Origin of the sequence: Allocatelliglobosispora scoriae, assembly GCF_014204945.1 — a bacterium.
GTDB classification, from domain to species: Bacteria; Actinomycetota; Actinomycetes; order Mycobacteriales; family Micromonosporaceae; genus Allocatelliglobosispora; species Allocatelliglobosispora scoriae.
On record NZ_JACHMN010000002.1, the window covers coordinates 4,617,348 to 4,643,656 of the forward strand.

The 26,309-nt window shown below is 67.1% G+C and carries 21 protein-coding genes and 1 pseudogene; 17 read left to right on the forward strand and 5 right to left on the reverse strand.

Going from position 1 to position 26,309, the window contains the following annotated elements; all coding sequences use genetic code 11:
* Positions 1 to 9 precede the first annotated feature (9 nt).
* The 11 genes from F4553_RS26440 to F4553_RS41210 all read left to right on the forward strand — a co-directional run bounded on the left by F4553_RS26440 (position 10) and on the right by F4553_RS41210 (position 9,137).
* Entirely contained in the window at positions 10 to 600 is a 591-nt protein-coding gene (locus tag F4553_RS26440; RefSeq protein WP_184840330.1) for a hypothetical protein, read from the forward strand.
* 178 nt (positions 601 to 778) lie between these two features.
* A complete protein-coding gene (locus F4553_RS26445) occupies positions 779 to 2,170 on the forward strand; it encodes a MarR family transcriptional regulator (protein ID WP_184840332.1) in 1,392 nt (463 codons plus the stop codon).
* Between the two features lie 55 nt (positions 2,171 to 2,225).
* On the forward strand, positions 2,226 to 2,471 hold the full coding sequence (locus F4553_RS26450) for a hypothetical protein (protein WP_184840334.1): 246 nt from the start codon (positions 2,226 to 2,228) through the stop codon (positions 2,469 to 2,471).
* Between the two features lie 73 nt (positions 2,472 to 2,544).
* Complete coding sequence (locus F4553_RS26455) at positions 2,545 to 3,534, forward strand: DUF932 domain-containing protein (protein ID WP_184840336.1); 990 nt, start codon at positions 2,545 to 2,547, stop codon at positions 3,532 to 3,534.
* Positions 3,535 to 3,644: 110 nt separating this feature from the next.
* Entirely contained in the window at positions 3,645 to 4,046 is a 402-nt protein-coding gene (locus tag F4553_RS26460; protein ID WP_184840338.1) for a hypothetical protein, read from the forward strand.
* Complete coding sequence (locus F4553_RS26465) at positions 4,043 to 4,483, forward strand: hypothetical protein (RefSeq protein WP_184840340.1); 441 nt, start codon at positions 4,043 to 4,045, stop codon at positions 4,481 to 4,483. The genes F4553_RS26460 and F4553_RS26465 overlap by 4 nt, the downstream gene beginning before the upstream one ends.
* A gap of 94 nt (positions 4,484 to 4,577) precedes the next feature.
* Positions 4,578 to 4,907 carry a hypothetical protein gene (locus tag F4553_RS26470; RefSeq protein ID WP_184840342.1) on the forward strand — a complete coding sequence of 110 codons (330 nt, stop codon included), beginning with the start codon at positions 4,578 to 4,580 and terminating at the stop codon, positions 4,905 to 4,907.
* Between the two features lie 85 nt (positions 4,908 to 4,992).
* Entirely contained in the window at positions 4,993 to 5,334 is a 342-nt protein-coding gene (locus F4553_RS26475) for a hypothetical protein (protein WP_184840344.1), read from the forward strand.
* Positions 5,335 to 5,417: 83 nt separating this feature from the next.
* Positions 5,418 to 6,440, forward strand: coding sequence for a C40 family peptidase (locus F4553_RS26480; protein WP_184840346.1), 1,023 nt, complete (start codon positions 5,418 to 5,420; stop codon positions 6,438 to 6,440).
* A 365-nt stretch (positions 6,441 to 6,805) separates the two neighbouring features.
* On the forward strand, positions 6,806 to 8,419 hold the full coding sequence (locus F4553_RS26485) for a hypothetical protein (RefSeq protein WP_184840348.1): 1,614 nt from the start codon (positions 6,806 to 6,808) through the stop codon (positions 8,417 to 8,419).
* A 244-nt stretch (positions 8,420 to 8,663) separates the two neighbouring features.
* A complete protein-coding gene (locus F4553_RS41210) occupies positions 8,664 to 9,137 on the forward strand; it encodes a hypothetical protein (RefSeq protein ID WP_246466547.1) in 474 nt (157 codons plus the stop codon).
* A 453-nt stretch (positions 9,138 to 9,590) separates the two neighbouring features.
* Here the strand turns inward: F4553_RS41210 and F4553_RS43050 are convergent.
* Positions 9,591 to 9,986 (reverse strand): annotated as a pseudogene (locus F4553_RS43050) (PIN domain-containing protein); the annotation flags it as partial.
* Here F4553_RS43050 and F4553_RS41220 point away from each other — a divergent pair.
* From F4553_RS41220 to F4553_RS26500, 3 genes are all read left to right on the forward strand, one after another.
* Positions 9,924 to 10,322 carry a hypothetical protein gene (locus F4553_RS41220; protein WP_246466551.1) on the forward strand — a complete coding sequence of 133 codons (399 nt, stop codon included), beginning with the start codon at positions 9,924 to 9,926 and terminating at the stop codon, positions 10,320 to 10,322. The pseudogene F4553_RS43050 and the gene F4553_RS41220 sit on opposite strands and share 63 nt — an antisense overlap.
* Positions 10,323 to 11,410: 1,088 nt before the next feature.
* The gene (locus F4553_RS43055; protein ID WP_376776295.1) at positions 11,411 to 11,986 is read left to right on the forward strand and encodes a hypothetical protein; all 576 of its coding nucleotides are present in this window, start codon (positions 11,411 to 11,413) and stop codon (positions 11,984 to 11,986) included.
* Positions 11,987 to 12,327: 341 nt separating this feature from the next.
* Positions 12,328 to 13,053, forward strand: coding sequence for a hypothetical protein (locus tag F4553_RS26500; protein WP_184840354.1), 726 nt, complete (start codon positions 12,328 to 12,330; stop codon positions 13,051 to 13,053).
* Between the two features lie 769 nt (positions 13,054 to 13,822).
* On the opposite strand, the gene F4553_RS26505 is transcribed toward F4553_RS26500, so the two are convergent.
* The 3 genes from F4553_RS26505 to F4553_RS26515 all read right to left on the reverse strand — a co-directional run bounded on the left by F4553_RS26505 (position 13,823) and on the right by F4553_RS26515 (position 18,617).
* A complete protein-coding gene (locus F4553_RS26505; RefSeq protein WP_184840356.1) occupies positions 13,823 to 15,208 on the reverse strand; it encodes a hypothetical protein in 1,386 nt (461 codons plus the stop codon).
* Positions 15,209 to 15,250: 42 nt separating this feature from the next.
* Positions 15,251 to 15,493, reverse strand: a complete 243-nt coding sequence (locus F4553_RS26510) for an A24 family peptidase (protein ID WP_184840358.1) — start codon at positions 15,491 to 15,493, stop codon at positions 15,251 to 15,253.
* 475 nt (positions 15,494 to 15,968) lie between these two features.
* Complete coding sequence (locus F4553_RS26515; protein ID WP_184840360.1) at positions 15,969 to 18,617, reverse strand: AfsR/SARP family transcriptional regulator; 2,649 nt, start codon at positions 18,615 to 18,617, stop codon at positions 15,969 to 15,971.
* 669 nt (positions 18,618 to 19,286) lie between these two features.
* On the opposite strand from F4553_RS26515, the gene F4553_RS26520 reads away from it, so the two are divergent.
* Both F4553_RS26520 and F4553_RS42560 read left to right on the forward strand, forming a co-directional pair.
* Positions 19,287 to 19,673, forward strand: coding sequence for a hypothetical protein (locus F4553_RS26520; RefSeq protein WP_184840362.1), 387 nt, complete (start codon positions 19,287 to 19,289; stop codon positions 19,671 to 19,673).
* Positions 19,670 to 22,006, forward strand: coding sequence for a CHAT domain-containing protein (locus F4553_RS42560; protein WP_184840364.1), 2,337 nt, complete (start codon positions 19,670 to 19,672; stop codon positions 22,004 to 22,006). Before F4553_RS26520 ends, F4553_RS42560 begins: the two co-directional genes overlap by 4 nt.
* 283 nt (positions 22,007 to 22,289) lie before the next feature.
* Here the strand turns inward: F4553_RS42560 and F4553_RS26530 are convergent, their stop codons facing one another.
* On the reverse strand, positions 22,290 to 23,936 hold the full coding sequence (locus tag F4553_RS26530; protein WP_184840366.1) for an Hsp70 family protein: 1,647 nt from the start codon (positions 23,934 to 23,936) through the stop codon (positions 22,290 to 22,292).
* Between F4553_RS26530 and F4553_RS26535 the strand changes: the two genes are divergently transcribed.
* Complete coding sequence (locus tag F4553_RS26535) at positions 23,883 to 26,210, forward strand: AfsR/SARP family transcriptional regulator (protein ID WP_184840368.1); 2,328 nt, start codon at positions 23,883 to 23,885, stop codon at positions 26,208 to 26,210. The two genes, F4553_RS26530 and F4553_RS26535, sit on opposite strands and share 54 nt — an antisense overlap.
* Positions 26,211 to 26,309: the final 99 nt, after the last annotated feature.

Here is a 26,309-nt window from a genome sequence, read left to right on the forward strand (position 1 = left end):
GAGGCCGCCATGAGCACCATCGATGATGTGGGGCGCTGGATCACCCGGCTCACCGGCCGCACCCTCGACCAGCACGCCGCTGACCCGATCCCGGCCGCCGCCGAACTGCCGCAGGCTGCCAGCAACCTTCGCGACGCCCGCGCCGAGCTGCTGCTCACCGTGGACCGGCTGCGGACGACCCTGATCAACGGAGACGACCTGACCGGCAGCATCGCCGCTGTCACCGGGCCGCTGGCCGCGATCGAGAAGCTGGGCCGGGAGTACCGGTACGCCCGCAACTGGGCCGAGACGCTCGTCGGCGACAAGGACCGCACCGCGTACGCCGACGCCCACAGCGGCAAGACGGTGCGGCGGCGTTACGTCAACCCGGGCGACACGGTCCTCGTCGTCCTGCCGCCCACCGACTCGTGCCTACGCCGCCAGCTCGCCGGACGGCGCACCAGCGTGCGGGTCGGCCGCGCCGACGCCGAGCTCGACCTGACAGTCGGCCCCGGGCAGCTGCGCCTCGCTCACGCCGACGCCGGGATCTACCACGACCCCGCCCTCGGCTTCTACGTCGTCGAGCCCACGGCCGACGAGGCCGACGCTTCCGGCGACTGACCGGGCGGCAACCGCCGCCATTTCCAGGCGACCGGGCCGCCAATCGCAGCACCCCTCACGGCAGCGCACCGCTTCACGCGCCTGCCGCGATTCCTGCTGCCCGCGACCCGGCGCACCAACAGCCCGGCACACCAGGTGCCGAGCTGCCAACCACAAGTCCCAGAAAGGGGACACCACTATGCAGTACGACCTGTCCACCCTGACCCGCGCCACGCGGGACGTCTTCGACGCCGTGCACTACCTCGGCCAGGGCAACGTTCACGAGTTGATGGAGCAGTCCGGCAAGGCCCGTTCGACCGTCGACAAGGCCATCAAGCAGCTGGCCGACGCTCGTCTGATCGTCCCGGTCGACAGCGACGCCGACGCCGCCGAGGGCGTGCCCACCCGGTGGACCATGGCCGAGGGCGTCGCGGAGAGCATCACCTTCGATACCGACACCGAACTCGCGGCCAGCGACACCGCCGGCGACGACGAGGCCGGTATCGGCGACGACGCCACGGAGGGTCAGGCTCCGGCCGACGACCAGCCCGGCATCACGCCGGAGGCCGACGCCGACGCCGATGCCGACGCCGTCGACAGCGCCGAAGACGAGTCCGCCGACGACTCGGACGAGTCGCCCGACGACGACCACGACGGCGATGACATCGACGACACCGACGAGGCCGACGAGGCCGACGACACCGGGACCGACGACGACTCCGACTACGAGGACGACGACGAGGACGAGCCCGCACAGGGGACGGCCCGGGTCACCGTGGTCCAGCCGAGCCGTCCTGGTGACCGCAAGGTGATGGCTATCAAGGGCGTCCTGGCCGAATTCGGTGACGACGGCGCGACCCTGGACGAGATCGTGGCCGAGAGCGGTATCGGGCACCCGACCGCGTCCCGGTTGCTGACCGCGATGGAGCAGGCCGACGCCGCCCGCCGCCTGCCCGGTACGCCGGGACGGTGGATCGCCGGGCCGACCAAGGCATCGGACGTGGACCCGAACCCGGAGCCGCCCCGCTGCCCGGTGTGCTTCCAGGTGGTCAAGGGACTGGCCGAGTCGCCGGAGGCGGTCGCCCAGATCATGCCCCTGATCCGCCCGGACGGGACGCTGCACGTGGTGGCCGAGGACGGCACCGCCCACGTGGTCACCCTGCCCAAGCGGATGCCCACCCGCACCACGGGCTTCGCGACGGCCGGAACGGTGCGCCGCACGGACGTCACCGTCAACGCCGACGGCAGCCAGCCGTTCGGCAAGGGCGACCTGGAGCGGCTGACGTTCGAGACGCTCAAGGCCAACCCGGGCCGCACGATGACCCCCCAGGACATCGCCACCGCGATCAGCGCCCAGCTCGGTGGCCGGGCGGTCAGCTCCGGGGCGGTGCGCAACAACTGCGGCAAGCTCGGTTCCGCTGGCCGCATCCTCATGGTCTCCGAGTCGCCGTGGTCCTTCCAGTTCCCGACCCCGGCCGAGGACAACGGCAGCGCCGAGCAGGCCGACGACGCCAGCGACAAGGCTGACGACGCCACCAGCCAGTCCGGCGAGGTCACCGGCCAGACCGACGCCTCCGGCGTCCAGTCCTGATGGTCAAGCCGGGGTCGGGCGATGCCCGGCCCGGCCGCACACAGCGGAGACAGCCGTGATCGACGGCCCATCACTGGCCGCCCTCGTCGTGGGCTACCCGGCGGGGCAACCCGAACAGGCCGCACGCCTTCGCAGATCGCCGGAGACGTCAGCGCCTGCCTCGACGGCCGACATGGTCAGCGTCGGCGCGGTCATCACTACCTGCCCGCACCTGGCCGCCGAAGGCCGCCTCGTGCAGGCCAACCCGGCGCCGATGACGTTCGCGCTCTCCGCGCGAACCGACGACGCCGGGCAGCAGTAACCCACCACCTCCCTTGCAGGGGCTGAGCCATCCCGGCTCGGCCCCTGCCTTCATTTCCAAAGGAGAAACCCCTGTGGCACACGAACTTGAGACCTTCGCCAACGGCCAGACGGCCTTCGCCAGTGCCCGCCTGTCGGCGTGGCACCAGCTGGGCACCGTCACCCAGGCCACGATGAGCGCCGACGAGATCATGGGCGCCGCCCTGCTCGGCAACTGGGGCGTGCGCACCATCCCGGTGCGCGGCATCGACGTCGTGGACGGCATCGAGGTCCCGATCCTGGCCGACGACAAGCGGATGACAGTGCGCCGCAACCCGGTCACCGGTGTGACCGAGTATCTGGGCGTCGTCGGCACCGACTACGAGGTCATCCAGAACGAGCAGTGCGCCGACATGTTGGACAGGCTGATCGATCAGGTCAGCGGCGCGCACTTCGAAACCGCGGGCAGCCTGCGTAAAGGCAAGTCCGTGTTCGTCACGCTCAAGCTGCCCGACGCGATGGAGATCGCCGGAGTCGACCGGATGGACCTGTATCTGATCGGCACCACCTCCCACGACGGCACCGCCGCGCTGCGCGTGGACGCCAGCCCCATCCGCGTGGTCTGCGCCAACACCCAGCGAGCCGCTTTCCAGCACGCCGTGGGCCACTACACGTTCCGGCACACCTCGAAGGTCGGCGAGCAGATCAGCCAGGCCCGCGAGGCGCTGGGCTTGATGTGGCGGTACATGGGCGAGTTCGAGAAGGCCGCCGAGCGGATGCTGCAGACCTCGATGACCAACCGCGAGTTCGAGAAGATCATCGCCCAGGTGTGGCCGGTCGCCGACAACGCCTCGGACAAGAGCAAGGCCAACGCCAAGGAGCGGACGGGAACGATCAAGTACCTGCTGACCGAGGCCGACACGCAGAAGGCCATCGCGGGCAGCCGGTGGGCCGGGTACCAGGCCATCACCGAGTACCTCGACCACTTCCAGGCCGCCAAGGACGCCACCACCCGCGCCAACCGTGTCATCACCGGCAAGACCGGTGATCTGAAGGTGGTCGCGTTCGACCTGCTCAAGGTCTGACCCTCGCCCCTCCCTTTCCGCTGGGGCGGCGGTCGCCTTCGGCTGCCGTCCCAGCCCGTGACGAACGGACCGAACATGACCCACACCATCGGATGCCGTCGGAGCGGCCGATGACCCCGCACATCCGCCACCCGCGCGATGAGCGCCAGGCCGTCTGCGGCATACCCGCCCAGGACGTGACGCGGTGGGAGGTCGAAGACCCTCCGCGTTCCGAGCACGCCTGCGAGGACTGCCTGACGCTCCTGGAGGACGCGGCCCGGCCCGACGACTACCAGCACCCCGCTGGTGACGCGACCCTCATCGACAGCCTCCGCAAGATCGTCGCCGAGCGGCAGCACGCGAAGATCGACGGCGTGCTGGTCGACCTGTGGTCGGCCAGCGTCACCGTCCTGATCTGGGACCGGCTCAAGGACCGGCACCGGCAGCGGCTTCTCACCCTGCCGTTGCACGAGCTGATCCTGCGGTGCGTCGCGATCTACGCCAGCGTCACCGACAAGGCGGACGGCCGATGACCGGACCGCACCGGGAACAGTGGTTCCACTACTACCGGTGGGTGTTCGCGGTGCACACCGCCATGGAGCTGATCGACGCCGCTCCACGCCCTACCCGGCTGCTCAATGTGCCGACGTGGGCGGAGACGTTCGGCCTGACCCGCCTGGACAACCCGCAGCCGAACACGATCGCGCTGCTCGGCCCGGCGCCGGACGCCTTCGACCGCGACTACGCAATGGCCACCGACCTGACCAAGCCGGTCATCGTCGCCCACCTGCTCATCAACGGCGTGGAGCCCGCGCTGCTGCTGATCGACGGCACCCACCGGCTCTACCGGGCCTGGCGCGAAGGCGTCCCCCAGCTGCCCGCCTACGTCCTCACCGTCGCCGAGAGCCGCCAGGTCCAACAAGACCTGCGGCTCGGCCCCGGACGGACCCGGCGCGCCCGGCCGCGCTAACCGCGGCCACACCTTCCACCCCACGTACGCCTCGGCGGACCGCCCACGCCGGCGGCCCCGAGGCGTACCCACCTCACCCCTTGGGAGAAAGCGCATGTCCAACACCGCACCGTGGCACATGCTGTGCAACTGCCGTTGCCCGCTGCACCACGGCTTCGAGCGCACCGACTACTTCCAGCCCGGCTGCGCCTGCGCCATCACCTGCGACACCCAGCCCATGACCCTGCTGGCCGAGCAATGGGGCTGCGCCCTGTTCCTCGACCGCAATGGCGACCTGTGGCACGTCAACGCCATGGCCAACGGCCAATGGGACTGGGAGCACGGCGGCGAGATCGACACCCGCGCGGACACCTACGACGACAACGTGGACATCGAGCGCCTGCTCCGTGAGGCCGCCTGCGTCCTGCGGACGTACCACGCCTAACCCAACCCAACCGTTCAAGGTGGGCCGCCCACGTGGGCGGCCCACGGCCCTTTTTGTGTTTCACCACCTTTTCAAGGAGACAGCTATGTACCGCACCTACCGCAACCCCTACGAGCGCGCCTGCGACTGCACCTGCCCGGCCCACCACGGCCAGCAGCGCTGGACCTACAACGACCCCGGCTGCCACTGCCTGGCCACCTGCGCCAGCCAGCCGATGATCCTGCTCACCCCCGAAGTCGGCGGAGCGATGTTCCTCAACTACCACGGCGCGCTGTGGTACGTGCCCGCCCTCGAACCGGGCCACTGGGACTGGCGCTACGCCACCCCGGTCGACGTCGGCCACCCGCTGTTCGACGCCGCTGACCTGATCATCGACCTCCTCCGCGACACCCACAAGGCGCTGCTGCCCCTGATCCACCGCATGTAGCGCCCCCGTCCCGTCTCGACCTTGCCAGCCGCGCACCCGCGCGGAGACCCGGTCCTTTTTTGTTTCACCGAAAGGCACTCATCATGACCAAAGCCGTCATCGGCATCGTCACCGTCGTCATCATCGGCTGCTTCGGCCTGCCGATGCTCCTGCTGTCCTCCGTGATGGGCGGCGGCCCCGGCGGCTGCGGCATCGCCGCCGCGCCCGCACTACGCCCGTCCGGGCAACCGGCCAGCATCGGCACCTGGGACACCGAACAACTCGAAATCGCCGCGACCATCATCGACGTCGGCGTCGCCAAAGGCGTCCCCCGCTGGGGCTGGGTCGTCGGCATCGCCACCGCCATGCAGGAATCCGGCCTGCGCAACCTGCCGTTCCTCGGCGACCGCAACGACCACGACTCCATCGGCGTCTTCCAGCAGCGACCCAGCCAAGGCTGGGGCACCGTCGAGCAGCTGGCCAAACCGGAGTACCAGGCCGGCAAGTTCTTCGACAAGCTCCTCACCCTCCCCGGCTGGGAACAGATGCCGCTCACCCGAGCCGCGCAGGCCGTCCAGGTGTCGGCGTTCCCCGACGCGTACGCCAAGTGGTCCGACGGCGCTCTCAAGATCGTCGAGCAGCTGACCAGCACGATCACGGACTGCTCCACCGAAGCGCTCGCCGCCCTGCCGGACGGGTTCGCGTTGCCCGCCTACACCCCGCCCGCCGTCGCGACCGCCATCTTCTGGGCGGCCAATCAGCTGGGCACGCCGTACCACTTCGGCGGGTCCTGCACCGACCCGCACTCCGACAACCCCGACAAGCAATGCGACTGCTCGTCACTGATGCAGCAGGCGTATAAAGCCGCCGGGATCTCCATCCCGCGCGTCACCTTCGACCAGGTCAATGCCGGAACGGAGATTCGCGACCCGGCGATGCTGCTGCCCGGCGACCTCATCCTCATCCCCGGCAGCGAAGGCACCATGTCTAGCCCGCGGCACGTCGGCATGTACCTCGGCCAGGGCCTGATCATCCAAGCCCCGAAAACGGGTGACATCGTGAAGATTTCGCGCCTTTCGGGATGGATTGATCAGATCGCTTCAATCCGCAGGATCGTCAAAGGTTGATCATATTCCCGTTTGGCGAGGCTCGAGTCGGCTCAGGTCATTTCCAGCGCAGTAGAAAAACTCGGCACGGATCACAAGACACATCACGTGCTTGCAACAGATTGATGCGTTAAGTGCATCACTGAATATACGCAACCGACCATCCCGGCAGAGTGCGTACATGCCCGGCGTTGACCTCGCGGCAGCGGCGGTGAGGTGCCAGCCGGGACGAACAACCTCCGGGTCGTTGACGTTTGCCGTCACCCACTCGCGCCTGGAAGGCGGTTCGGACCAAGCCGCGACCAACCGAGACGACCAGAGCGGTCGGGCCGCGGTGGCTTCGTAACTGCCTTTCCCGACGGCAGAGCGTCCGGCATGATTTCTTCGTGCCGAAGCCATCGCATCCTCCTACGTCGCGAGATCTGGTTTTCGACTCTCTGAAGGTATCCCTGCGCAACGTTGGTGTCGGCCGTGGCCCCTGGGACGCGGCCACCGCCGATGCCGCCATCGGCCAGATTGCGGACGCCGTTGAACTGGACATTCGGAAGCGGCTCGGGGACTTGAACACCCGTGAAGTTGTCCGTTGGGCGGCAGGAGAAATGGCGCACTGGACAGACCTCCAGTTCAAGGCGCGAACGGCGGCTCCATCGTCGCTCGCTAGGGCGCGTGAGGCACAATTGCACGCCGAGAATGCAGCAGCTGTCCACCTCGTCCTCGAACTCGCCGCAAGGCAACCAGCCGATGGCCGTCGGCGGGATCCGAGTCAGCGTGACCTCGAGGCCCTCGCAATCCTGGCCCATGAGCTCTGGCGATGGCGGACCGTGGCAGACCGGGTCGCGGCCCGGCTGGTCACCGTGGTTGGCGCCAGACTGACCAAACGAGGCACCTTTGACGTCGAGGTTCGCGACCTGCCTCCCCTCCGGCTATCCCAGTTCGAGAACGCGTACGTCAGGCGGATGGCCGATGATGGTCCGCTTCGGAGCGCGGGTGATAACGCCGTCCTTCAAGCTCTTGTTCGGTCCTTGAAAAGCGGTTCGGCGATTCCTGGCGATTTGGCTGCCATCGACGCGGCGTTGAAGGACGATCGCGGCTACGGGCTAGTCGATCTTTTCGCCGCGCAGGAGTTCCTGATCCAGGTCAGCGGGGCCCACGATGACAGCGTCACTGGATACCTGTTCTCCAGTCGCGAGAGTCTCGAGGACACCGTCCGGGCCAACATGGATCAGCTCCTGCCCGCCGCTCATCTCGACGGCGTGCTCGAAGCATGTCGGCACTTGATCTGGACACAAGCCCTCCTGCAGGACTCGCCGCTGCAAATGTTGGAGTACCGAGAATCGGTCGGTCGTCTCTACAGCCGTCCAGTTCTCGAGCTTGCCGACTTGTCCCTCTTCGTGCCTCGGAACGCGCCCGGACTAGCGCGCGTCGTACTGCTACAACGAATCTTCGAGGGCACCTGGCCCGAGCATCTCTCGGCAAGCGATGCCTCGCTTTCCCGAGCGCTAAAGCAGCGTCGGGAGCGGGTACGTCCCATCGCAGGTTTCGAGGCCGACCTGAAAGGCACCCTCGCGTCTACGGGCTTGCCGTTCGTCGTCGGGGTCCGCCAAAGCGTCCTCCATCGGCCCTCTGACGTGCTTGGCGTTCCGGTGCGTGCCGAGATCGATGCAGTCGTCGTCGCCGTACACTCGCTGACCATCTGGGTAGTGGAGGCCAAGGACTTGGCAGTACCATTCTCACCGCGCCGTATCCGCGGCGAAGTGAACAATTACCATCGGGTCGGCCGACATGTGGACAAGCTGCTGGCCAAGGTCAAGGACCTCGCCGCGAATCCGGCCGAAGTCGCAGGCCGGCTCGGTGTTGCTGACGTGGCGGGGACATTCGCCGTGCGGGGCCTGTTCGTGACCCGAGAGCCGACTCCGGCAGCCTTCACCGATGACCGCACACACGACTTCGTCACCCTCGACCGGCTACCGGATTTTCTTTGGAACGAGCCCAGCAGCTGACGAGGCCCGACCCGTCTTGGGGCGGGCCGGTGTTGCTGGACGCTCAGTCGCCACGTCAGCTCGGTGCAGTTTCATGTTTTCGGGCAAGGACAAGCTGGCGTGATGGCAGAACCCTGGCGGGCGCGTTTTCGCTGGTGGGCACGGATCGGCGGCGGCACAGGCGGCTTGGCTTGACGCACGGGGCGGATTGAGCGGGAATCGGTGGTGTTCACCTGATCGCACCATCCGACCCTGGGGGGCCACCATGACCGATAACAACGATTCGCGGGCGGTGGCCGACGCTCTAGCGGGGGTGCGCGATGCCGTGGACAGGTGCCGCGCCGTGCTGGCCGAACCCGGTCGCCAGCATGTGGTGGACCTGCTCGATACCGCCTCTGCGACGAGCGATTTGACGGCGGCGATCCTGTATCTGGTCGCGCCGTTGGCCGATGAGACCGAGCCGGGCACCGACGACGCGCTGGAGCGGGCGGCGGATCTGGCGGCCGACAGCCGCCGCTACATCGTCACGGGCCTGCACCTCATGGCAGGTGCGCACGCTATCGCGGCTGCAGTGGTCTCGCTGCGACAGGTGACGGCGCGGCCTACGCAAAGGCGGGTCACGTCCCGGCCCGCTAAGAGCAGGTGGTGGCCGGGCTTGGCATCGATGCGGTCGTGGGCCGTGCGGCTCTGGCAGGAGACGTGGATGCCGCCTGACCCTGACCTCGGCCGGGCACCGTAGACATCTGCACCAACGGATGGCGGGCCGTCCCTCGCCCAGGGGATACCGGCCACGGTACGACCCGCTACGGTTGCTCCAACGCCCTACGCCGGTCTTCCCCCGTGGACCGACGTGGGGCGCTTCATGTTCCGGGCCGGGCGTCGGGCAACTTCCTGCTGTCCATTCTCCGCAGAAGTGAACGATGGTCATGAGAAATCGAAGCCACCCGTGAGGAATGGGTATACGTCCAGGGAATCGTCCGCCAGATGGCGCTGTGGGTCCCAACCTTGTCAGGCTCCCTATGCGAAGCGACCGCGCCAGATGGTGTGGGTCGATGGGCCGTGGAACTGGTCCTCGCGGCGGGGCTTCTGTTCGGGGCCAGGGGCCTTCTTGAACTTCGCGACCCTGAGCCCAGGTACGTGCGCGTAACGCCATGCCGGTGTCGAAGGTGAGTAGGGTGATCGACTTGCCTGTGAGCGGTTCGATGGTGGCGATCCGGTCGACGATCTCGTCGTCAACATCCGCGAGCCGGACGTGGCCGGGGCGGTCCATGACGACCTCGACCCGGGTTTCGCGCCTGTTTGTGCCCGGTGTGCCACGTTCGAGGAGCAAGAGGCCGGGTTGGCCCGGGTCTCTCCACAGATCGTCGAGGACGGCGATGGAGTAGCGGGCTCGCGGCCGGTAACGCTCTGCGCCTTCCTTGAGCCGGTCAAGCTCGTCGACCACAGCGAGCGGCACGAGGATGCGGATGTTTCTCCGATTGTCGTCGAACAGCTCGTGGAAGTTGATTTCGCGTAGCGGCTTGTCATGATTGAGGAAGAATGTGGTGTCCAGAGCAAGGAACACCTCGACGCATTCCCAGCTTCGCATCCGCTCGGCGATGGCATCCTTCGTGGCTTGGAGCGCGATGATGCGTTCATCGAGTTCGAAGGAGACAGCATTCTCCAGGCCGGACGTTGCCTGCGCAGCCCAGAGCATGCGGTGCCGGTCGGTGAAGATCAGGAGATTGGTCTCGCTGCGAGGTATGTGCCCGCGAAGCTGGGCTGCGGATTGGTCAGACCAGTCGAGGTAGCGACCGAGGTAGTTGCCCTGGCCGCCGCCGCCGCGCAGATTACGAGCGGCGGTGTGGATGTCGTTGAAGACGCGCTGCGCCGTGACGGTTTGCGCCGGGGAGAAGCTGTGGGAGCACCGGCTGATTGTCCATGACGGACGGACACCTTTCGGGCGGCACGTGCGGCGGGCGTGCCCGGATCACCGGGGTCACCTGCGCGGGCGAGGGACTTGCGCAGATGATCGGGCAGCTCGGCCTCCCAAGCACGCCGCCTGCGGCGTCCGAGGCCGGTCCTGGGCGGGACGCCAGCGATCCGCGACAGCTCGGCTCCGGTGGGCACGCGGCCCGCGTGACCTCGCCATCCCCGAACCGGAGTATGGCTCCACCGCCCACAGGCCCGTGGCTATGGCGGACGAGGCTGGCCCCACCAGGACAGCCATATCATGCCCTCGGAAGCGGATGCGCCGCCGCTTCTTGCCTCGCCCAGCCGAAGTCTTCTACGACGAGGATCAGCGCTGGGTTTGCGTCGCACACCGCGTGCCTGCCCAGCGCTCACCTGGAACATCCGGAGCTACCGCAGAAGATGCGCATGCTCTTTCTGCTCGTGCCGATCACGGCAGCCAACACCCGCGATAGCTAATCCAGAAGCCCAGTACTGCTTAGGGCAAGGATGAAAAGCGTGGCGGCCGTAGCGCAGGCTGCCGATCCTCGGAAGATGCAGTCAGGAACTGAGTGTCCACTGAGTCGAGAAACGATACCTCCCAAAAGTCCAGCAACGATAGCAGCCAAGAATGCCGTTGCCATAAGTAGCAACTTGACGGCAAGCGGTGACTGCATCATGGGCTCCCCTGTGTCGATGTCCTGACACAGTTAGCGTCCATGGCCCACTGCCAGTGGTGCTAGAGTTCGTGACTACGTCAAAACTAATCAGGACTATACGAGACTTGGTGGGGACGTGGGCCGGTTACCGAAACGGTTAAATCCTGACAATCCACTTCACGCTTTCGCGATCGAGCTCAGAATTCTTCGAGAGCGTGCCGGCTCTGCAGGCGCGGAGAAGACGACGTGTGGGACTGCTGGGATCAACCGCACGACCTACTTCGCATGGCTTGCCGGGAAGCAACTCCCAGGCCGCGATGCGCTGGAGCGGACCGTGAGGGTATGGGGCGGCGACCCACGGTACTGGGTCGAGCGCCGTCGGCAAGCTGAGGCAGCGCTGGTTGACTACTCTGCGCAACGCCAGATGAAGGTTGCGGCGCTGGCGTCGCAGGAAGTGGCGACAGTACAACGACCAGAAGCGGCGACAGTACAACCACCACCTGTCCGCTTGCCCAGACAGATTGCCGAGCTAGAGGTATCTCCTCAATTTGACACTGAGCGCCGCAAGAGAATTGAGGAGGGGCGAGGGCTTCTTCGGGCTATCGGTTTCGATGACGAGCGCTCCAATGAACGCTCTGCATACGTTCTTCTATCTTTGCTTGCTCTAGGTCCCGAGACACCCTGGGCTCAGGCTCAGATGCCGGTCCTAGGCGTTCGGGGAATTATGATTTGGGTCTTCGACAACTACAGGAAGGCATATGCGCCGAATTCGCGTGAAAGCATTCGGCGGCTAACCCTCCACCAATTTTGCGCTGCTGGCTTCGTCATTGCCAATCCCGACCGGCCCGACCGGCCCGTCAACTCGCCTAGCTGGTGCTATCAGCTCGCACAGTCGTACTATCCGCTGTTGTGTTCATATGGAACTGAGCGATTCGAGGGAACTCTCCAACGGCTGAAAAGCGAAAACCTGGGCATAGATGTGTCGAGCTACGCATACTGATCTGCCGCCGGCATTGCGCATGCTTGTCACGAGCCTGCCAGCTCGACTACGGACCGTTACTGTGAGTGCTTGCTGCGCGGGACGGTGGGCAGCCAGATATGACCGTCCTGGTGGGCCTGCTACGCCCGTCATCACCAGGCCCGCTTCCGATGAAGTCACGCCCTACGCCGGTCATGCCGTGGACCGACGCGTGAGGCATTGTTGTGCTCCACGCCGGTTGTCGGGGTACGGCTAGGAGCGCAGAGTCACGTACACAATCGCATATAGAGATTCACATGCCGACTGATCGACGTTCGTCGCCTTGAGAGCTGACATCAGCGCCAGGACGTCCGCTTGAACCGATGACCTTCGGTTACCGCGTAGCGGAGGCGCGTGAGCGGATCGCGGATCCATGCGCCGAGCCCGTCCTCGACAATGCGATCATCTTCGGAATGAGCGACGAGCAAGAAGTCACAACGACGGGCACCCACAATGAGCGCCGCAAGGTCATCAATCTCGATGACATCAAGCATGCGCCCACAGGGGACCCGCTCGTCGACCGCGGCATGCAAATGACCCTCGATGAGCTCGAGGAAGCTCAAGCTGATCCGGACCACCCCGACCATGAGGCAGCGAAGGCTGCCATGTTCCACGTCAGCAGAAGCCTGGGCAGCTTCCTCAACACGGCGTACGGGGATCAGTTCCGCCGTATCAGTGAGAATCTCGCGGCAGCGCTCAAGCCTAACCTTGGCAACCTGTTTACTGCGCCGAGGGTCAAGTTGACTCCTACCGCTGCGGTGCCGGTGCGTCCCCCTGTTCCGCCTGCGCTGGAGGTGCCCGAAGCCGAAGAGTGGGAGATCGACGAGACGCCACAGGAGACCCTTCAGGCATTGCTGGAGGTTTCGGAGCGCATGTCGGAGATGGTGCGCGTTTCTGCCGAGCACCGCGATGTCGCGGTCCAGCAAATGTTGCACTTCAGAGGGGAAGCCGACGCGTCGCGCAAGTCCGGCCGGCGGATGTTGGTGCTCGCATGGATGGCGCTCATAGGCACCTGGGTCGCAGTGGTTGTCGCCATCGTGGCGCTGTGAGGAAGGGTTGCGGAGAGGCCCCGACTGGACGTCGGGTGTCTGCTGAGTCCTTTGGCGCGCCGTCGGTCGCTCGGGGATGTCGCGTCGCCGGGCTGTGCGCTCATCGGCTCCGGAACCCGGGCAGGGCACCGCGTTGAACGTTGGCTCCTTACGCAGCGTTACCGACCGGGTTTGGTTACTTTTTCAGCCGTCGCGGCGTTTCACGACTTTCTTGACTACAACGAGTTTCCTGCGGCCGGCACGGTTGAACGGGGACTCGGCGTCTGTTGCGCGCTTCCACTGGATCAGCCACACGGGTCAGGACCGGGCTGTAGCGCTTCGGATCAAGAATGCCAGGAGACTTGCAAGAGGTGGGGCCAAGGCCGGTGCTGCCCACAATGCCTAAATGCTCGCCCTCGAAGACCCTGAGTCGCAGGCGCGATCGGGGGCAGAGCAGGGGTTGAACCTCATGGCCGGTGCCCATGCCATCACCGCGACGATCGTCTCGCTGCGGCGAGTCACCGCCCGGCCTGTGCACGAGGCTGGTGGCCGGGCTGGGCGGTGCTCCGGTTGCGGGCTGCTCAATGGTGGCAGGCGATATGGATGCCGCCTGATCCTGATCTGCGCAACGCGCCCTAGCCTCGGCACAGCCTCATACCGTTGGTGTCACGCCCTTCACCGGTCCTTGCATGGACCGCCGTGGGGCGTTTCCGTGTCCGCTGCTGTCAGGTGATCGGCCTGCCGTGCCGCAGGACCCCGTACGCGGTCGACCGGCGGAGCCGTGGCCTGCCTACCGGTCAGCGGCGTGGGTGAAGGGTCGGCGTAGGTGGTCGGCAAGTTCGGACTCCCATGCGCGCCGCTTGCGCCGTCCGAGGCCGGTCCTGGGCGGGACACCGGCGGCGCGGGACAGTTCGGCTCCGGTGGGCACGCGGCCCTGGGCGACCTCGGCCTCCCAGAACCGGCGCATGGCCGTGACCGCTGACACGTCCGCGTCGTCGTCCTGGGCGGCGTCCTCGTCTTCGAGTTCGTCGTCTTCGGTCAGCTCGTCGTCGGGTCCCCGGTCGGTGTCACCGTCGCGCGTGCTGCCTGCGGTGTCTGCCTTGGCGTCGTTTGCCACGGCGGTTGTCAGCGCGGTCTCTCGTTCATCTTCGTCGCCGAGGTCGGTGCCGGTGGCGTCGCTGGCGGGCACGGCGTGGCCGTTGACTCGTTGCGGCAGCAGCGCGATCACCGGTTCGGCCGGCGTGAGCGTGGTACCCGGATTGTCGTGGGCAATTTCGGTTGCCTCCTGGATGGGCGCGGACTGGGTGGTGTGCCACGCGTTGAGGTGCGCGACCGCTTCGGGACTGGTGGCATCGACGATGCCGTAGATGGTGGCCATATACATCTGGATGGCTTCGCGCTCGGTGGAGGCGTCGGGGATGTCGGCCAGACCGGCGTGTTCGGCGGCTTGCATCGCCCGGCGGATCACCTTGTTGTGGGCGCGGCGTAGCCGCCGCACGGAGGTTTTCTTGCCTTGCAGCAGGTACAGGTCGAGGCGGGCTCGTCCGAGGCGGGCGCGCCTGCGGACCCGGTCGATCTCGGTCACGTCGCGGCCTTGGGCTTCGGCCAGGCGCAGCCAGACGAAGACCCGCTCCAGGGTGAGGGTCCAGTGGATGCGCCGGGTGGTGGTGCCGGTGCGGGCGCTGCGCTCGGCGGCCAGGGCTCGTTCCCACATCCACGCGGCGACGAGGGGTGCGGCCAGCCGCAGACAGACCTCCCGGAACGAGCTTGCGTCCAGCGCTGACAGTGACGCGGTGAGGGAGGCGAAGACCCAGACGGCGGCGCCGTCCACGCCGGTGGAGGCATTGGCGGGGTCGCGTAGCAGCCGGGCGCGAGCCAGCAGCGAGGAGGCGAACAAGGCGATCTCGATGAACCAGAAGAACGCGTAGCGAAGCGGGCTGTCGCCGAGGATGTCGGTGAAGAACTTCCACATGCCCGACGCGCTGACGGCGGTGGCGAGGCCCGCCGCGACGACGGTCAGCAGGTTGGCGACGAGCAGGGTGGCGCGGTGGCTGGTCATCTTGCGCATGCGGTTGGCGGTCAGCAGCAGCAGCAGCCCGACCAGGGCCAGCAGCGCCAGGCCGCTCACGACGGTCTCGTTGTCCTGGTAGAGCGCGGTGAGGTCGTCAAAGCTCACGACCGAGTCCTTTCCCCATGGTTCGATTGCGGTGCAACGGCTTTATGGCCAGACGGCCACGGTGTACGCGGCGGCGACCAGGAATGGGCCGAGCGGCAGCGACGCTCCCGGCGCGAGCCGTCCGAGGCGGCGCAGGGTGGTCGCGGTGAGCGCCGCCGTACCCAGACCGAGCGGGACGCCCGCGTAGACGGCGGTCCAGCTATGCCAACCAAACCCGGCGGCCACCGGCATGGCCACAGCGACGTCGCCCCAGCCGAGCTGCCCACGCGAGACGAGGGCCAACACGGCGAGAGGAACCCGGCCACGGCGAGCCCAGCGGTGACAGCCCGCCACCACGCGCCCGGCGGGCTGTCGAGGGCCAGCAGGCCAAGAAGCCCGGCCGTAGCGGCGGCGGTCATGCGGTGCGGCAGGTGCATCACGGCCAGGTCGACAAAGGCGAGCACGATCAGCGCGGCGGTCCACCACACGTACGCGGCCAGGGCGACGCCGCCGAGCCCGGACAGCACGAGCCCGGTTGCCCCGACCAGCGTTGCCACTTCGACCACGCACGGCGGCGCACCGACCCGCACCCCGCATCCGGCGCAGCGCCCGGACAGGCCGATGGCGTTGGGCCACAGCGGTTTGCCGCACTGGCAGGCGGTACGCCACGGCTGGTCGTCGGGCACGGCGTGCACGGCGATGGCATGGCGCAGCAGCGGCGCGACGGCCAGCGCGGGCAGAACCGTGCGCACGCCGACACGGCCGGTTGCGATCGTGGCGGTCACTTCTGCTCCAGGCTGGTGCGCAGCTTGGACGCGAGGCTCCGAGTGTCGTCCTGCGGTTCGGCGTCGAGGTCCGCGAGGGCCTTGGTAAGGGCACGCAGCAGGGTCCGGATGCCGTCGGCGTCGCCGAGGCTGTGACGGGCGTGCATCGCCTTGACGTACAGGGCCTCGTTGTACCGGTCCAGTCCGATCGCCTTGTCGAGCAGGTCGGATGCTTCCTGCGGATGGCTGTCGAGCAGGCAATCGGCCAGCAGCAGATGCGCTTCGGTGCCCCAGCGCCGCACCGTCTCCCGGTGCGGGGCCAGCCACTCGTAGTCCGCACCTTCGGCCAGGGGCGCGGTGTAGAGGTCGCAGGCCGCGGTCAGCAGCTCCCGGCGAGCCGGGCCGGAGGCGATGGTCGCTTTGCGCATCAAGTCGCGCAGCGTCCACACATCAACATCGACGGTTGCCGGGTCAAGCTTGTACCGTCCGCCACTTTTGACGACGTACGCGTTCGGCGTCTCAAGGACGGCGGCCCGGCCGAGTACATGCCGAAGGTTGGAAGCGTTGGTGTGTACGCGCTGGGCGGCCTGGCTGATGCGGGCGTCGAGTTCGATGTTGTCGCCGATGGTTCGGGTCTCCACGCCATCGGGGTGGACGGCCAGGAACACCGCCAGCTCCTTGGCCTTCGCGCGCAGCGCACGGCCGTCGTGAACGATGCCGTCGATACGCGGCGAGCCGATAACCCGTAACTTCGCCTTCACCGGCCCGGCTGCCGCGACCGGCACAGCCGGAACGCCAGCGGGCAGTTGCGGCTCGGCGCTGGCGGGCGTGACGCGGCTGGCGTGCAGGGGCACCACCACGACCGGCACGGCCGAGGGCACGATGGCGAGCTGCTCGCCGGTCTGGGCCTCGCGCAAGGTGGTCAGAATCTGGATCGCGGCAGCGGGGTCGAGTACGGGCAGTCGGGTCGGGACCGGCTCGGTGGACTGCCCGGCGACGAGCTTGGTGTACCCGTCCGGGGCGACTTCGACGGTGGCGCCGTGCGCCCACTCGCCCAGTAGCAGCGCTGACACATCCAAGCCGCCGCCGAGAGCGAGAGCGACCTTCGCCCGCATCCGGGCGCCGGCGGGCGGGGTGTCGGTGATGAGCATGACCGGCGGCAGAGCTTCCTCGTCAGGGACCCGCTGGCGCAGCTCGTCAAGGTCGGTCAGGGCATGCTCGTCGAGGATGCGGCTGCGGTGCAGCAACCGCGACTCGATCATCGTGAGCGCGTCGTCGACACTGTCGACCACGTGCAGGCGCGACCACGCGCCGAGAGTCACCACGTCCGAGCCGAGCAACGTGGCCAGGGTGGCGGCGTCGATAACGACTTCGCCGCGTGCGTCGGCGCGGTACGGGCCGCCGGAGGCCAGCACCGTTACCAGCGCGGCCCGAGCGGCGGCAGACGCACCGTCGCCGGTGATGCCGGTCCCGCCCGACGGCAGCGGCGTAAGGTCGGGCCCCAGCGCGGGCGTCTCGGCGTCATCGATGTCGGCCCGGACCAGCCGGGGGTTGCGGGCCACCGCGCGGCGCACCGTCACGACCGGCTCGGGCAGCAGAGTCGGCGGGTCGTCGTCGGGGCCGGTGAAGTGGCGGCGGCGCTGCAGCCACACCAGCACCACGGCGGCGCTGATGGCCAAGGCGAGACCCCAGGGCAGCCAGCTCGACGGCGACAGCTGCACCCCGTGCTCGTCGATGGTCACCTGCGGGCTTTCGCTGTCGCTGGCGGCCGGCGACGCCGAGGTCGAAGGACCCGACGACGTGATCGGAGACGGTGACGCCGGGGCCGAAGGCGAGACCCGGGCGCTCGGCCCGATGACCGGGCTGTCCACACCGGGGTTGACGGTGATACTCGGGCTCGAGGCGACGGCCGGGCTGCTCGGTGTGGTCGATGGCGCCGGGGTGGGCGGTGTGAGGACTGGCGGCGGGGTCCGCGTGGTCGGCGGCTTGACCGGGGCGGCTCCGTACGGGGATCGCGCATCGGCGGGTAGCCGCAGGTCCCAGCCGGGGTAGATCAGGTCACAGTCGTGGAGTGTGCCGCCGACTTTGAAATGCCGATGTCGGTTCAGGTCACAGATCTCGGTCCACCGGTGGGAGTTCCCGAGATTCTTCCTGGCGATCTTCGACAGGTAGTCGCCCTTTTTGACGACATAGAAGGCATGAGGCTTGCGCGTCGGCACGGCATCGGTGTCCTGCTGATGACCGGTCGTCGCAGCTGTGACCGGTATAGCGGCTTGAACGGCTGAAGGCTGGACCGGTGGCGCGACGGTGGAGGCCGAGGCGGCTGCTGGTGACAGCAGGGTGATTGCCTGCCCTGCCACCAGCATGCTCGCGAGGCCGTGCAGCGGCAGGTACGAGATGCGCGGAGCTTTCACGCCGCGGACGCGTCCGCTCAGCTCCACGAGCATTGAGGCGATCAGCAGCAGCCAGAGAACACCGATGGAGACGATCATCAACGGTGCTGCCTGCCGGGCGGAGGGCCGGACGTCCCCGCTGTCGTGGAGGGCGAGCTGTTGCAGGATCGACGCGGCGTCGTAGTACACGAAAGCGGCGGGCGGTCCGATAACGAAAACCACCACCAGGACGGTGTTGGCGATCGCCGCGATGAGCCGCCGTACCCAAGCCATGACCGCCCCCGTCTCCCGCGATTCGACATCCTCGGCCCCCACGTCCTACACGGGCATGCGCAGCCAGCGGGCGCAGTCGATGGCCGTTGACGGGCGCGAGATGCCTTCCGTACGGCACGGTGCCACCGTGGGGAGCGGTCGGCTAGAGATCGACGCTTACACGGACTGACACGCGCTGACACCGCAGCTCACCGCTACCGACCGAGGTATGTCAGAAGGCGAGGAGGAAGCGGCGTCGGACGCAAGCCAGATGCTGGAGGCGAACCTGGCTACATCCGCGAGAAAGAACGGGAGTCAGATGCTCGTCAGTTTGGGCGCCACCGCGCCGAACGTTCCGTGGCGAATGTTCGTGAGAACCGGCTCCACTTGTGATCACGGCTTTACTTGAGGCTCTGGGTAAGCCGACAGATCTGTCATCCTCCGTAAAGTTGAGTCATCCTGGCTTTCGCCCGGCGGGTGCACGCATCTGCCGATTTGCGCGCATCTGATCGAGGCTGTGCCTGCTGGGCGTCCCAACGTAGATGACGCATAGTCGAGCAGCTAGCGGCGTGCGACATGACCGGACGAGCCGACGAATGGTCAATTGGTCACCTTGAATGACCTGTCGGACCTGGCGTCGGGCCCGATACGGCCATGTCCTGACAGGTTGCGAATTTCTACACTCAGACGGTGAGCTTAATCGTCGATGTTCCTGAGCAGTTCGCCGACACGTTGTTCGCCGACGACATTGCCGACATTCCAGATAACGACCGGTCGGCCTCAACGACCATCCAGGGGATCGTCGAGGTAGCGGGCGTGGTCGCGAGCCTGACGTCGATCGTTGTCGACGGATCGCATATTCCGGAAGTCGCGCGGCGCCTGGTCGCCTGGGTCGCCAAGCAGGACGCCCAGCCGTCGAACGCCGCGCGTGTCCGCGAGATCCGGGTACGTGTGCCGGGCGGGACGGACACCACGATCACGCTGGTCGACTCGGACGGCAAACTGTCGCTGGACGTCACGGTGATAGAAGTGGAGGCGACTCTTCGCAGCCTCGCGGAAGACGCGCACACACCGTGAGCGACGGCGAGACACTGCGGCTGACGATGCCGGTGATCGAGTCGCTGATCGATCGGTACGCAGCCGGTCGTCTTCGCCGACGAGAGGAGCTCATAGACGCGGCGTCCGCATTGGCAAAGGGCGTGGCCGCCGTCCGCGATTGCCAGATGAATTTGGCGATGCTGATCACAACGGCCCAGGCCTGCCAGACACTCGGAGAGATCAACCTGCAGCTGTCCCGAGTTGATGACGCGATTGATGCCTTCGACGAAGCGATCGAGCTGTTCGAACGATCGGGTGGGGACAATGAAGCGTTCGGCCGGTTCCTCCATGATTACTCGATCACCCTGCAAGGGCTGAACGTTCCCGACGCTCCACTGCAGCTCGCCGAGCGGTCACGGGAGATCCTCGGGCGGTACGGCAGGCATTACATCCGTGACCTGGACACGTGGATCGCCAAACTGCGGCACGGAAGCGACTCAGTCGAGAACATCGAGTCGCTGCGGCTTGCGGCGGCTAAAGCACGAAGGGGTATGCCACGGGCACGGGCCGCGCAGCAACTCGCGGTCATGCTCAGCCAGCGCGCCGATGCCGCACGATATGCGGACGAGATCTTCGATGGTTTGCGCTACGCGTTCGACAAGCTGTCGAAACGAGGGACGACTGACGATGCCAATGCAGCTCTTACTCCCGTCCTGAACATGTACTGGATCGGTGCAACCCTGCCGGACTGGGTGGGCGATGCGGCGCAGAAGCTCGTAGGCAAGGCCGAACGAGAGGGTCGGATCGACGTCGTGCGCGACGGGCTGATCGTCCGTGCCTGCTGGCTTGCGCAGCGTGGACATGGCGCCGAGGCGCTCGAGACTGCTCTCCACGCAGTGGCCCGACACGACGAGTACATGCTCGCCACCGAGACTTCGACCTTCCGGATGCTCACCGGCTATGTCGGTCAGTTCGCCCGCGAGATCGCGGTGCGGACGGCGCTTCACCTCAATGACATCACACTCGCCGCCGAGCTACTGGAAACAGCCAGGCTGCAAGTACTTCCGGACGGGCGCGACGATCCGACGGCCAAGCCCGGCCGCAGCCGCGTCAACGGGCTACGCACCGTCTCCGTCGCGGGCCGATCCCGGCTTGCGCCCTACTACGCACCTGGCGTCATCGAGGACCAGATCACACTGGAGGCGACAATCGCCGCAGTCGGCGGCGACGCCGCGATCTGGTGGAGCAGCTGGTTGATCAACGGGTGTATCTACTGGACTGTCCGGCTCGACGGCCGGTGGACCGGCGGCGTTGTCGACGTCGCGTCGTCAACCGGAGCGGGGGGCGTGCTCAGACGGGCGCTAGACGTCTCGATGCACAATCCGATCGCCACTGCGCGGGATGTCATCACTGGCGAGTGGTGCCGGAGCGTGGCTGCCGAGGAGATGCTGTCGGTAGAACTCGGCGAGGTCCTCATTCCCGACGTGCTGCGCGCAGCACTGCTCGACGGTGATCCGCAGCTGCCTCGATCGCTCGTGGTGGCCGGTAACTTGGTAAATCAGGTTCCGCTGCCGCTGCTTGGCATGCGTCGCAACTTCTTGGACACGCCGATCCGCCTGGTCGAGGTGGCCGTGCTGCGCGTCGCACCGCCAGCTGTCTACGTCGACGTCGTCGTCCGCCGGGCGAGCCCCATCGCCACGACCCATCCGATCCACGTGGCATGTGTCGACCCGACCGGCAACCTCACCAACAGCAGGACCCCTCCCAGCGGCGCCGAAGTGATCCTGAGCGGTGCGCCGAACGCCGAAGCACCCAGGGCCACGCTTCGCAACCTGGCGGCAGCGCTCGCAAGTATCACAGCCGGAGAACCCGGGATCTTCTACTACTCGGGCCATACCGACAACACGGGCATCGGTGGCGACGACGAAGACTCGCTGAGCCTGTCGGACGGCGGCGTGCTCTCCGCACGCACTCTGTTCGGTTCGAATGGCGCGACCTTCGCCTTTCCGGCGCGGAGCATAATCAGCGCCTGTGAGTCAGGTGGGACCGCCGGCGCCGGCGCGGGCGAGTGGCTCGGCCTCGGCGCAGCCATCCTCTGGCGCGGCAGTCGGCAGGTCGTGGCGACGAACTGGAACATCTGGGATACCGGCTTCACAAGGCGTTTCGACCACGAAATCGCCGAACGGCTGCAGTCGACGGACGACCCCGCGCGTGCTCTCCGCGACGCCCAACTCGCGGCACTAAACCAGTGGCTCGCGAGCCGGCATAGCTTTGCCAACTTCGCCAAGAAAAAATCGTTGCCGGGCCAGGCCAACAATCTGGCACTGCCGCTGATATGGGGCGCCTACTGCTGCCTGGGCATCAAGGAGTGATGCAACACCGTTGCCGCCCGGCGGCCTCGCTCGTGCAGCCAGCACCTCAGTTGTTACCGCCATTGAGCCACCTGCCACCATCCGCACATGCCGCGATGCGCGCAGGCCTGGCCATGAGAATCGTGACCGTACGTAGGCGGATTGCTGGGGCGACGACCAGGTTGAGACCGGTGTCAGGGATGGTGCCGAAACTCGCGAACATCGAGACCCATCAGATCTAGCTGGCGCTGAAACTCGGCGACATCTGGCCCGTAAGTGGCGAACAAGACCACGAACCGAATGGTCACGTCTGGTGGCCGTCTTGCGTGGTCAGCGCGAGCCTGTGCCACCAGTTCGGGGGAAGGCTGTCCAGCAGGATCCGGGTGCCTCGCCGGATCCACCACACCGCGACAACGATGAGATAGATGATGATTGTGCTGTGCAGGTTGCTGAAGCCGACGATGATCATACTCGCGGCGCCCAGGAGGGCGCCGAGGATCAGCCGAGCCGACCGCATCGTCACCAGCGTCATGGCGATGCCCACGCCGAGAAGACCACCGCCGGTGATGCCCACTATCTCGGTGATGATCGCGGGTACGCCGGGAATGGGACGGCCCGTGGATTGGGCGTTCGCCGCCAGGATGCCGGTGACTGCGCATACGACCGCTGCGGTTGGGTGGTGTAGACGCTCTGTCCACGCGGGTTGCGCGGTCAGCCACGGAGCGGCGAGGCCGACGGTGATCGCGACGAGTGCGGGGACGGCGGCGCCGGCCAGGGACGCGGCGAGGTACGGCGGGGCGTATTCGTCCGGTCCGCCGATGAGGGCCTGGGCGAGGAGTCCTTGCATGCTGGCAAGTGCGAGACCGACGATGGCGGCGAAGGCGTATGTCTGGCCTGCCTGCCGGACGTTGGCGCGGCCCTCGTCAGGCGTGGTGTGTATCGCGGCGGCGAGGTTGCGGGCCAGGCCCAGGGCTGCGGCGAGCAGGCACCAGCCGACACAGGCGAACGCGGCTGTGTCGAAGATGAACGGCAGCTTCTCGTAATCGGCGGCTATCCGACCGACCTCGGATCCGAGAAGGAACTGTACGGAGTCGAAGATCTGCCATTGCAGCAGTCCGGCGGCGATGGCGGCGACCAGTGGTGACACCAGGTACGCGGCGCGGAACCCCCACCTGCGCCGGACGGGGCCAGGCGTCTTCGGTAATACCGGTGCGCGTGCGGTCAGTGCGCCGTAGGCGGCGGTGAGGCGGCCGTCGGCAGCGGCGGTGACGGGCGCGCCGAGGTCCTTGCTCAGTGCCTCGGGCAGGCTGATTGTGTCGGCCAGGTCCCCGGCGCTGACCGTGCCGTGTAGTTGGTGGGGGTCTACGGCGGCCGTGTCGAGAGTGTCGAGGACTGCGGTGACGGCTGCGTTGCGGGCGGTCTGCGCCGCGTTGGCGAAGTCACTGGGTTTGAGCGGGAAGGGCTGCCCGGCTGCGACGATCGCGGTCGGTTGGTCGGCGGCCAGCCTCGGGCGTGCCCCGGCGATCTGCGTTCGCAGGTCGTTGTCCAGGTCGTCGCCGATGCCGACGGCTGTGGCGAGAGTCTGGTCCATGTGGTCGCCTGTGGCGTCGGGGATCGGTTGCGTCGCTACCCGGGTCCATCCGTCCGTGCTGCGCTGGACGACCGTGGCGTGGCTGTTGTCTTCGCCCAGGACGCACACCATGACGGTGTCGTCGGGTCCGGCGGAAGCGAAGCACCGCCACGCGATGGCGGCAGCCTCGTTGATGATCAGCGGCGGCGGCAACCCGGCCGTGGACGCGGCGCGCGAGACCCTCCCATGATGGCGGGGGCCCCACGACGGTGGGACCACCACCGTCAGCGTCTCGCACGGCCCGGCGTGGTCGGCCACCGTTCGCAGATGCCGGGCCAGGGCGGCGACGACCGGCTCGTCGTCGCCGCGCACCACCTCCACCCACCGCAGCAGACCGATCTGCTCAGTCTCATCGGCCATCGGCGTGGGCAGGGACAGGCTGTCGCCGAAGACGACCGGACTGCGGTGGCCATGGCGTTCGATCGCGGCCACCGTCGTCCGCGATCCGATATCGATAGACAGAGCCGCCCCCGAAATGCCCATGGCGGCAAGTCTGCCGGATCATGGCAACTACTGTCGATCGGTATCGTCTATGCCCCGGGCTCGGGGGACTGCACAGATTTTGCGAACGGGGAGCGGAAGCAGATGGGAACCATCCGGACGTTCATCCGCTTCGCTTGGAGTCTGTCCGCGACCGTTGCCATCCTGGCGGGCAGCGCATACCTCCTCGTGCGCTGGGCCGGATGGCCGCTGCCCGATCACTTTCCGACCAGCGACGACGCATCAACCTTTGTGGACAATCCGCGTGCACCGGCCGTCGTGAAAGCGTTTGCCGCCTGTATCGCCTGGCTGCTGTGGTTGACCCTGCCGACGGCCATCGCCATCCAGGCATGGGCACAGCGGTCGCGGCGAGCCACACGGTTAAGGCTGCCGCGTCCGATCCAGGTCCTCACTGCCGGACTCTTCGGAGTCGGCGCACTCCAACTCGCCAACCCGGCCAGCGCACACGATGTATCAGCCGACGCCATGGCCGTCGAACGTACCGAACCGCACACCCCTGCCACCACGGCGGACTCGCCCGACGACGCACCGGGCCGGGTGGCCGATGCCGGAAGCCCGCATGGTGCCCGAGCAACGGACGGCGTGAAGGTCCCCGGCGGATGGGCCACCTGGCCCCTGGCCGGCGGGATCCTCGCCTCCTCGGCTGCAGCCCTCCTCAACGGAACCCAAGCGCACAGCGCATCCGCTCTCGTACGGGGCCTGCGCGCCGCACAGCACCCGAGCATCGACCCAGCTACCGACCTGGACCAGCCCACCACCGTCGACGACATCGCCCTCCTGGAAAAGGACGCCGCAACCCCGGCGGCCCTGACGATCGCGGCGACCGACGGCAGAGACCTCGGCGTACAGGCACTGCCCCGATCCGGCGTCGGATTCACCGGGCCCGGAGCCGACGACGCGGTACGCGGACTCATCGCCATCGCCGCCGTCACCACCACACCGGCGACGGTCATCACCACCCGTGGCCTTCTTACCCGCCTGGCATCAGCCAACGTCGACCTGCCGAACATCACAGCGGTCGACGACCCTGCGCAGGCCACACACATGGTGCAGATGGAACTTGGAACCCGGTACGCCGCGACGGGGCCGCCGCACGCTGCGAGCACCCACCCGCCCATGATCCTCATCACCGATCCGCCGGTCGACGACGACCAGGTGAGCGCACTCGCGATCCTCGGCCACAGCCTCGGCATCTACGTCGTCATCCACGGCCACTGGGCAAAGGGCGCCGCCTGGCAGATCAACCACGCTGGACAGGCGACCGAAGACGGCGCGAACATCGGCAGACTGAACACCCTCAGCCAAGCCGCCATCGGCGAACTCGGTCAACTGTTCAGCCCTCCGCCGCCATCACCGCAGGCGGGCACCACCAGGCCGTCCCACGACGGTTCCGCGCTGCCTCTGCGGCTGCACATCCTGGGAATGCCGAGGCTGATCACGCCTTCGCTGACAGCACCACGTCTCCGCCGCTCCGGCGCCTGGCAGATCGCCACCTACCTCGCACTGCACCCAGACGGCGCCAGCCGCATCGACCTGATCGAACAGATCTTCGGCGACATGAGAACCATCGAGGCGGCCACCACCAGCCTCAACACCTGCCTGCACGAACTGCGCCGCGTCCTCACCGTCGACGGACGCTCCGCGCTGCTCACCATCGACGGCGGATACCGCCTCGACCACCGCCAGATCGATGTCGACTGGTGGCAACTACAAACCCACCTGCAACGCGGTGAACTGGACAGCGCCGTATCCCTCTACGAAGGGCCGGTCGCCGAAAGCTACCAGTGGGACTGGATACCCGAGCACCGGCAAGCAGCCCGCCGCACCGTCGCAGCTGCGTACAGCCTGCTGGCAGGATCCGCCGACGACCCGCGCGAGGCCCTCAACCTCGCGCTCGCCGGCATCGACGTCGACCCGTACGCACAAGACTGCTACGAAGCCGCCATCCGCGCCCACCTGCGAGCCGGGAACCATAACGGCGCCCACATGGTCCTCCAAGACCTCCGCCAGCGACTGAGCCGAACGAAAGCGGCACTACAACCGTCAATCACGAACCTCACGATTTCCGATCCGAACACGTCCGTGATCGCCTAAACCGTGGGTTTGTGCGCCGCCGCGTTCGTGGTCTCCGGCTACATGTATGTTGTGCGCCCGATTCGACCCTGGAAGAATTCGCGAAGACATTCTTCGCTC

Excerpts from the sequence above, each read along its gene's own strand:
- F4553_RS26500 (WP_184840354.1), top strand. The coding sequence starts at position 12,328 with ATGACCTTCGGTTACCGCGTAGCGGAGGCGCGTGAGCGGATCGCGGAT.
- F4553_RS26480 (WP_184840346.1), top strand. The coding sequence starts at position 5,418 with ATGACCAAAGCCGTCATCGGCATCGTCACCGTCGTCATCATCGGCTGC.
- F4553_RS26440 (WP_184840330.1), top strand. The coding sequence starts at position 10 with ATGAGCACCATCGATGATGTGGGGCGCTGGATCACCCGGCTCACCGGC.
- F4553_RS26475 (WP_184840344.1), top strand. The coding sequence starts at position 4,993 with ATGTACCGCACCTACCGCAACCCCTACGAGCGCGCCTGCGACTGCACC.
- F4553_RS41210 (WP_246466547.1), top strand. The coding sequence starts at position 8,664 with ATGACCGATAACAACGATTCGCGGGCGGTGGCCGACGCTCTAGCGGGG.
- F4553_RS26515 (WP_184840360.1), bottom strand. The coding sequence starts at position 18,617 with ATGGCTTGGGTACGGCGGCTCATCGCGGCGATCGCCAACACCGTCCTG.
- F4553_RS26460 (WP_184840338.1), top strand. The coding sequence starts at position 3,645 with ATGACCCCGCACATCCGCCACCCGCGCGATGAGCGCCAGGCCGTCTGC.
- F4553_RS26470 (WP_184840342.1), top strand. The coding sequence starts at position 4,578 with ATGTCCAACACCGCACCGTGGCACATGCTGTGCAACTGCCGTTGCCCG.
- F4553_RS26445 (WP_184840332.1), top strand. The coding sequence starts at position 779 with ATGCAGTACGACCTGTCCACCCTGACCCGCGCCACGCGGGACGTCTTC.
- F4553_RS43055 (WP_376776295.1), top strand. The coding sequence starts at position 11,411 with ATGAAGGTTGCGGCGCTGGCGTCGCAGGAAGTGGCGACAGTACAACGA.
- F4553_RS26535 (WP_184840368.1), top strand. The coding sequence starts at position 23,883 with ATGCCGGGCCAGGGCGGCGACGACCGGCTCGTCGTCGCCGCGCACCAC.
- F4553_RS41220 (WP_246466551.1), top strand. The coding sequence starts at position 9,924 with ATGATTGAGGAAGAATGTGGTGTCCAGAGCAAGGAACACCTCGACGCA.
- F4553_RS26465 (WP_184840340.1), top strand. The coding sequence starts at position 4,043 with ATGACCGGACCGCACCGGGAACAGTGGTTCCACTACTACCGGTGGGTG.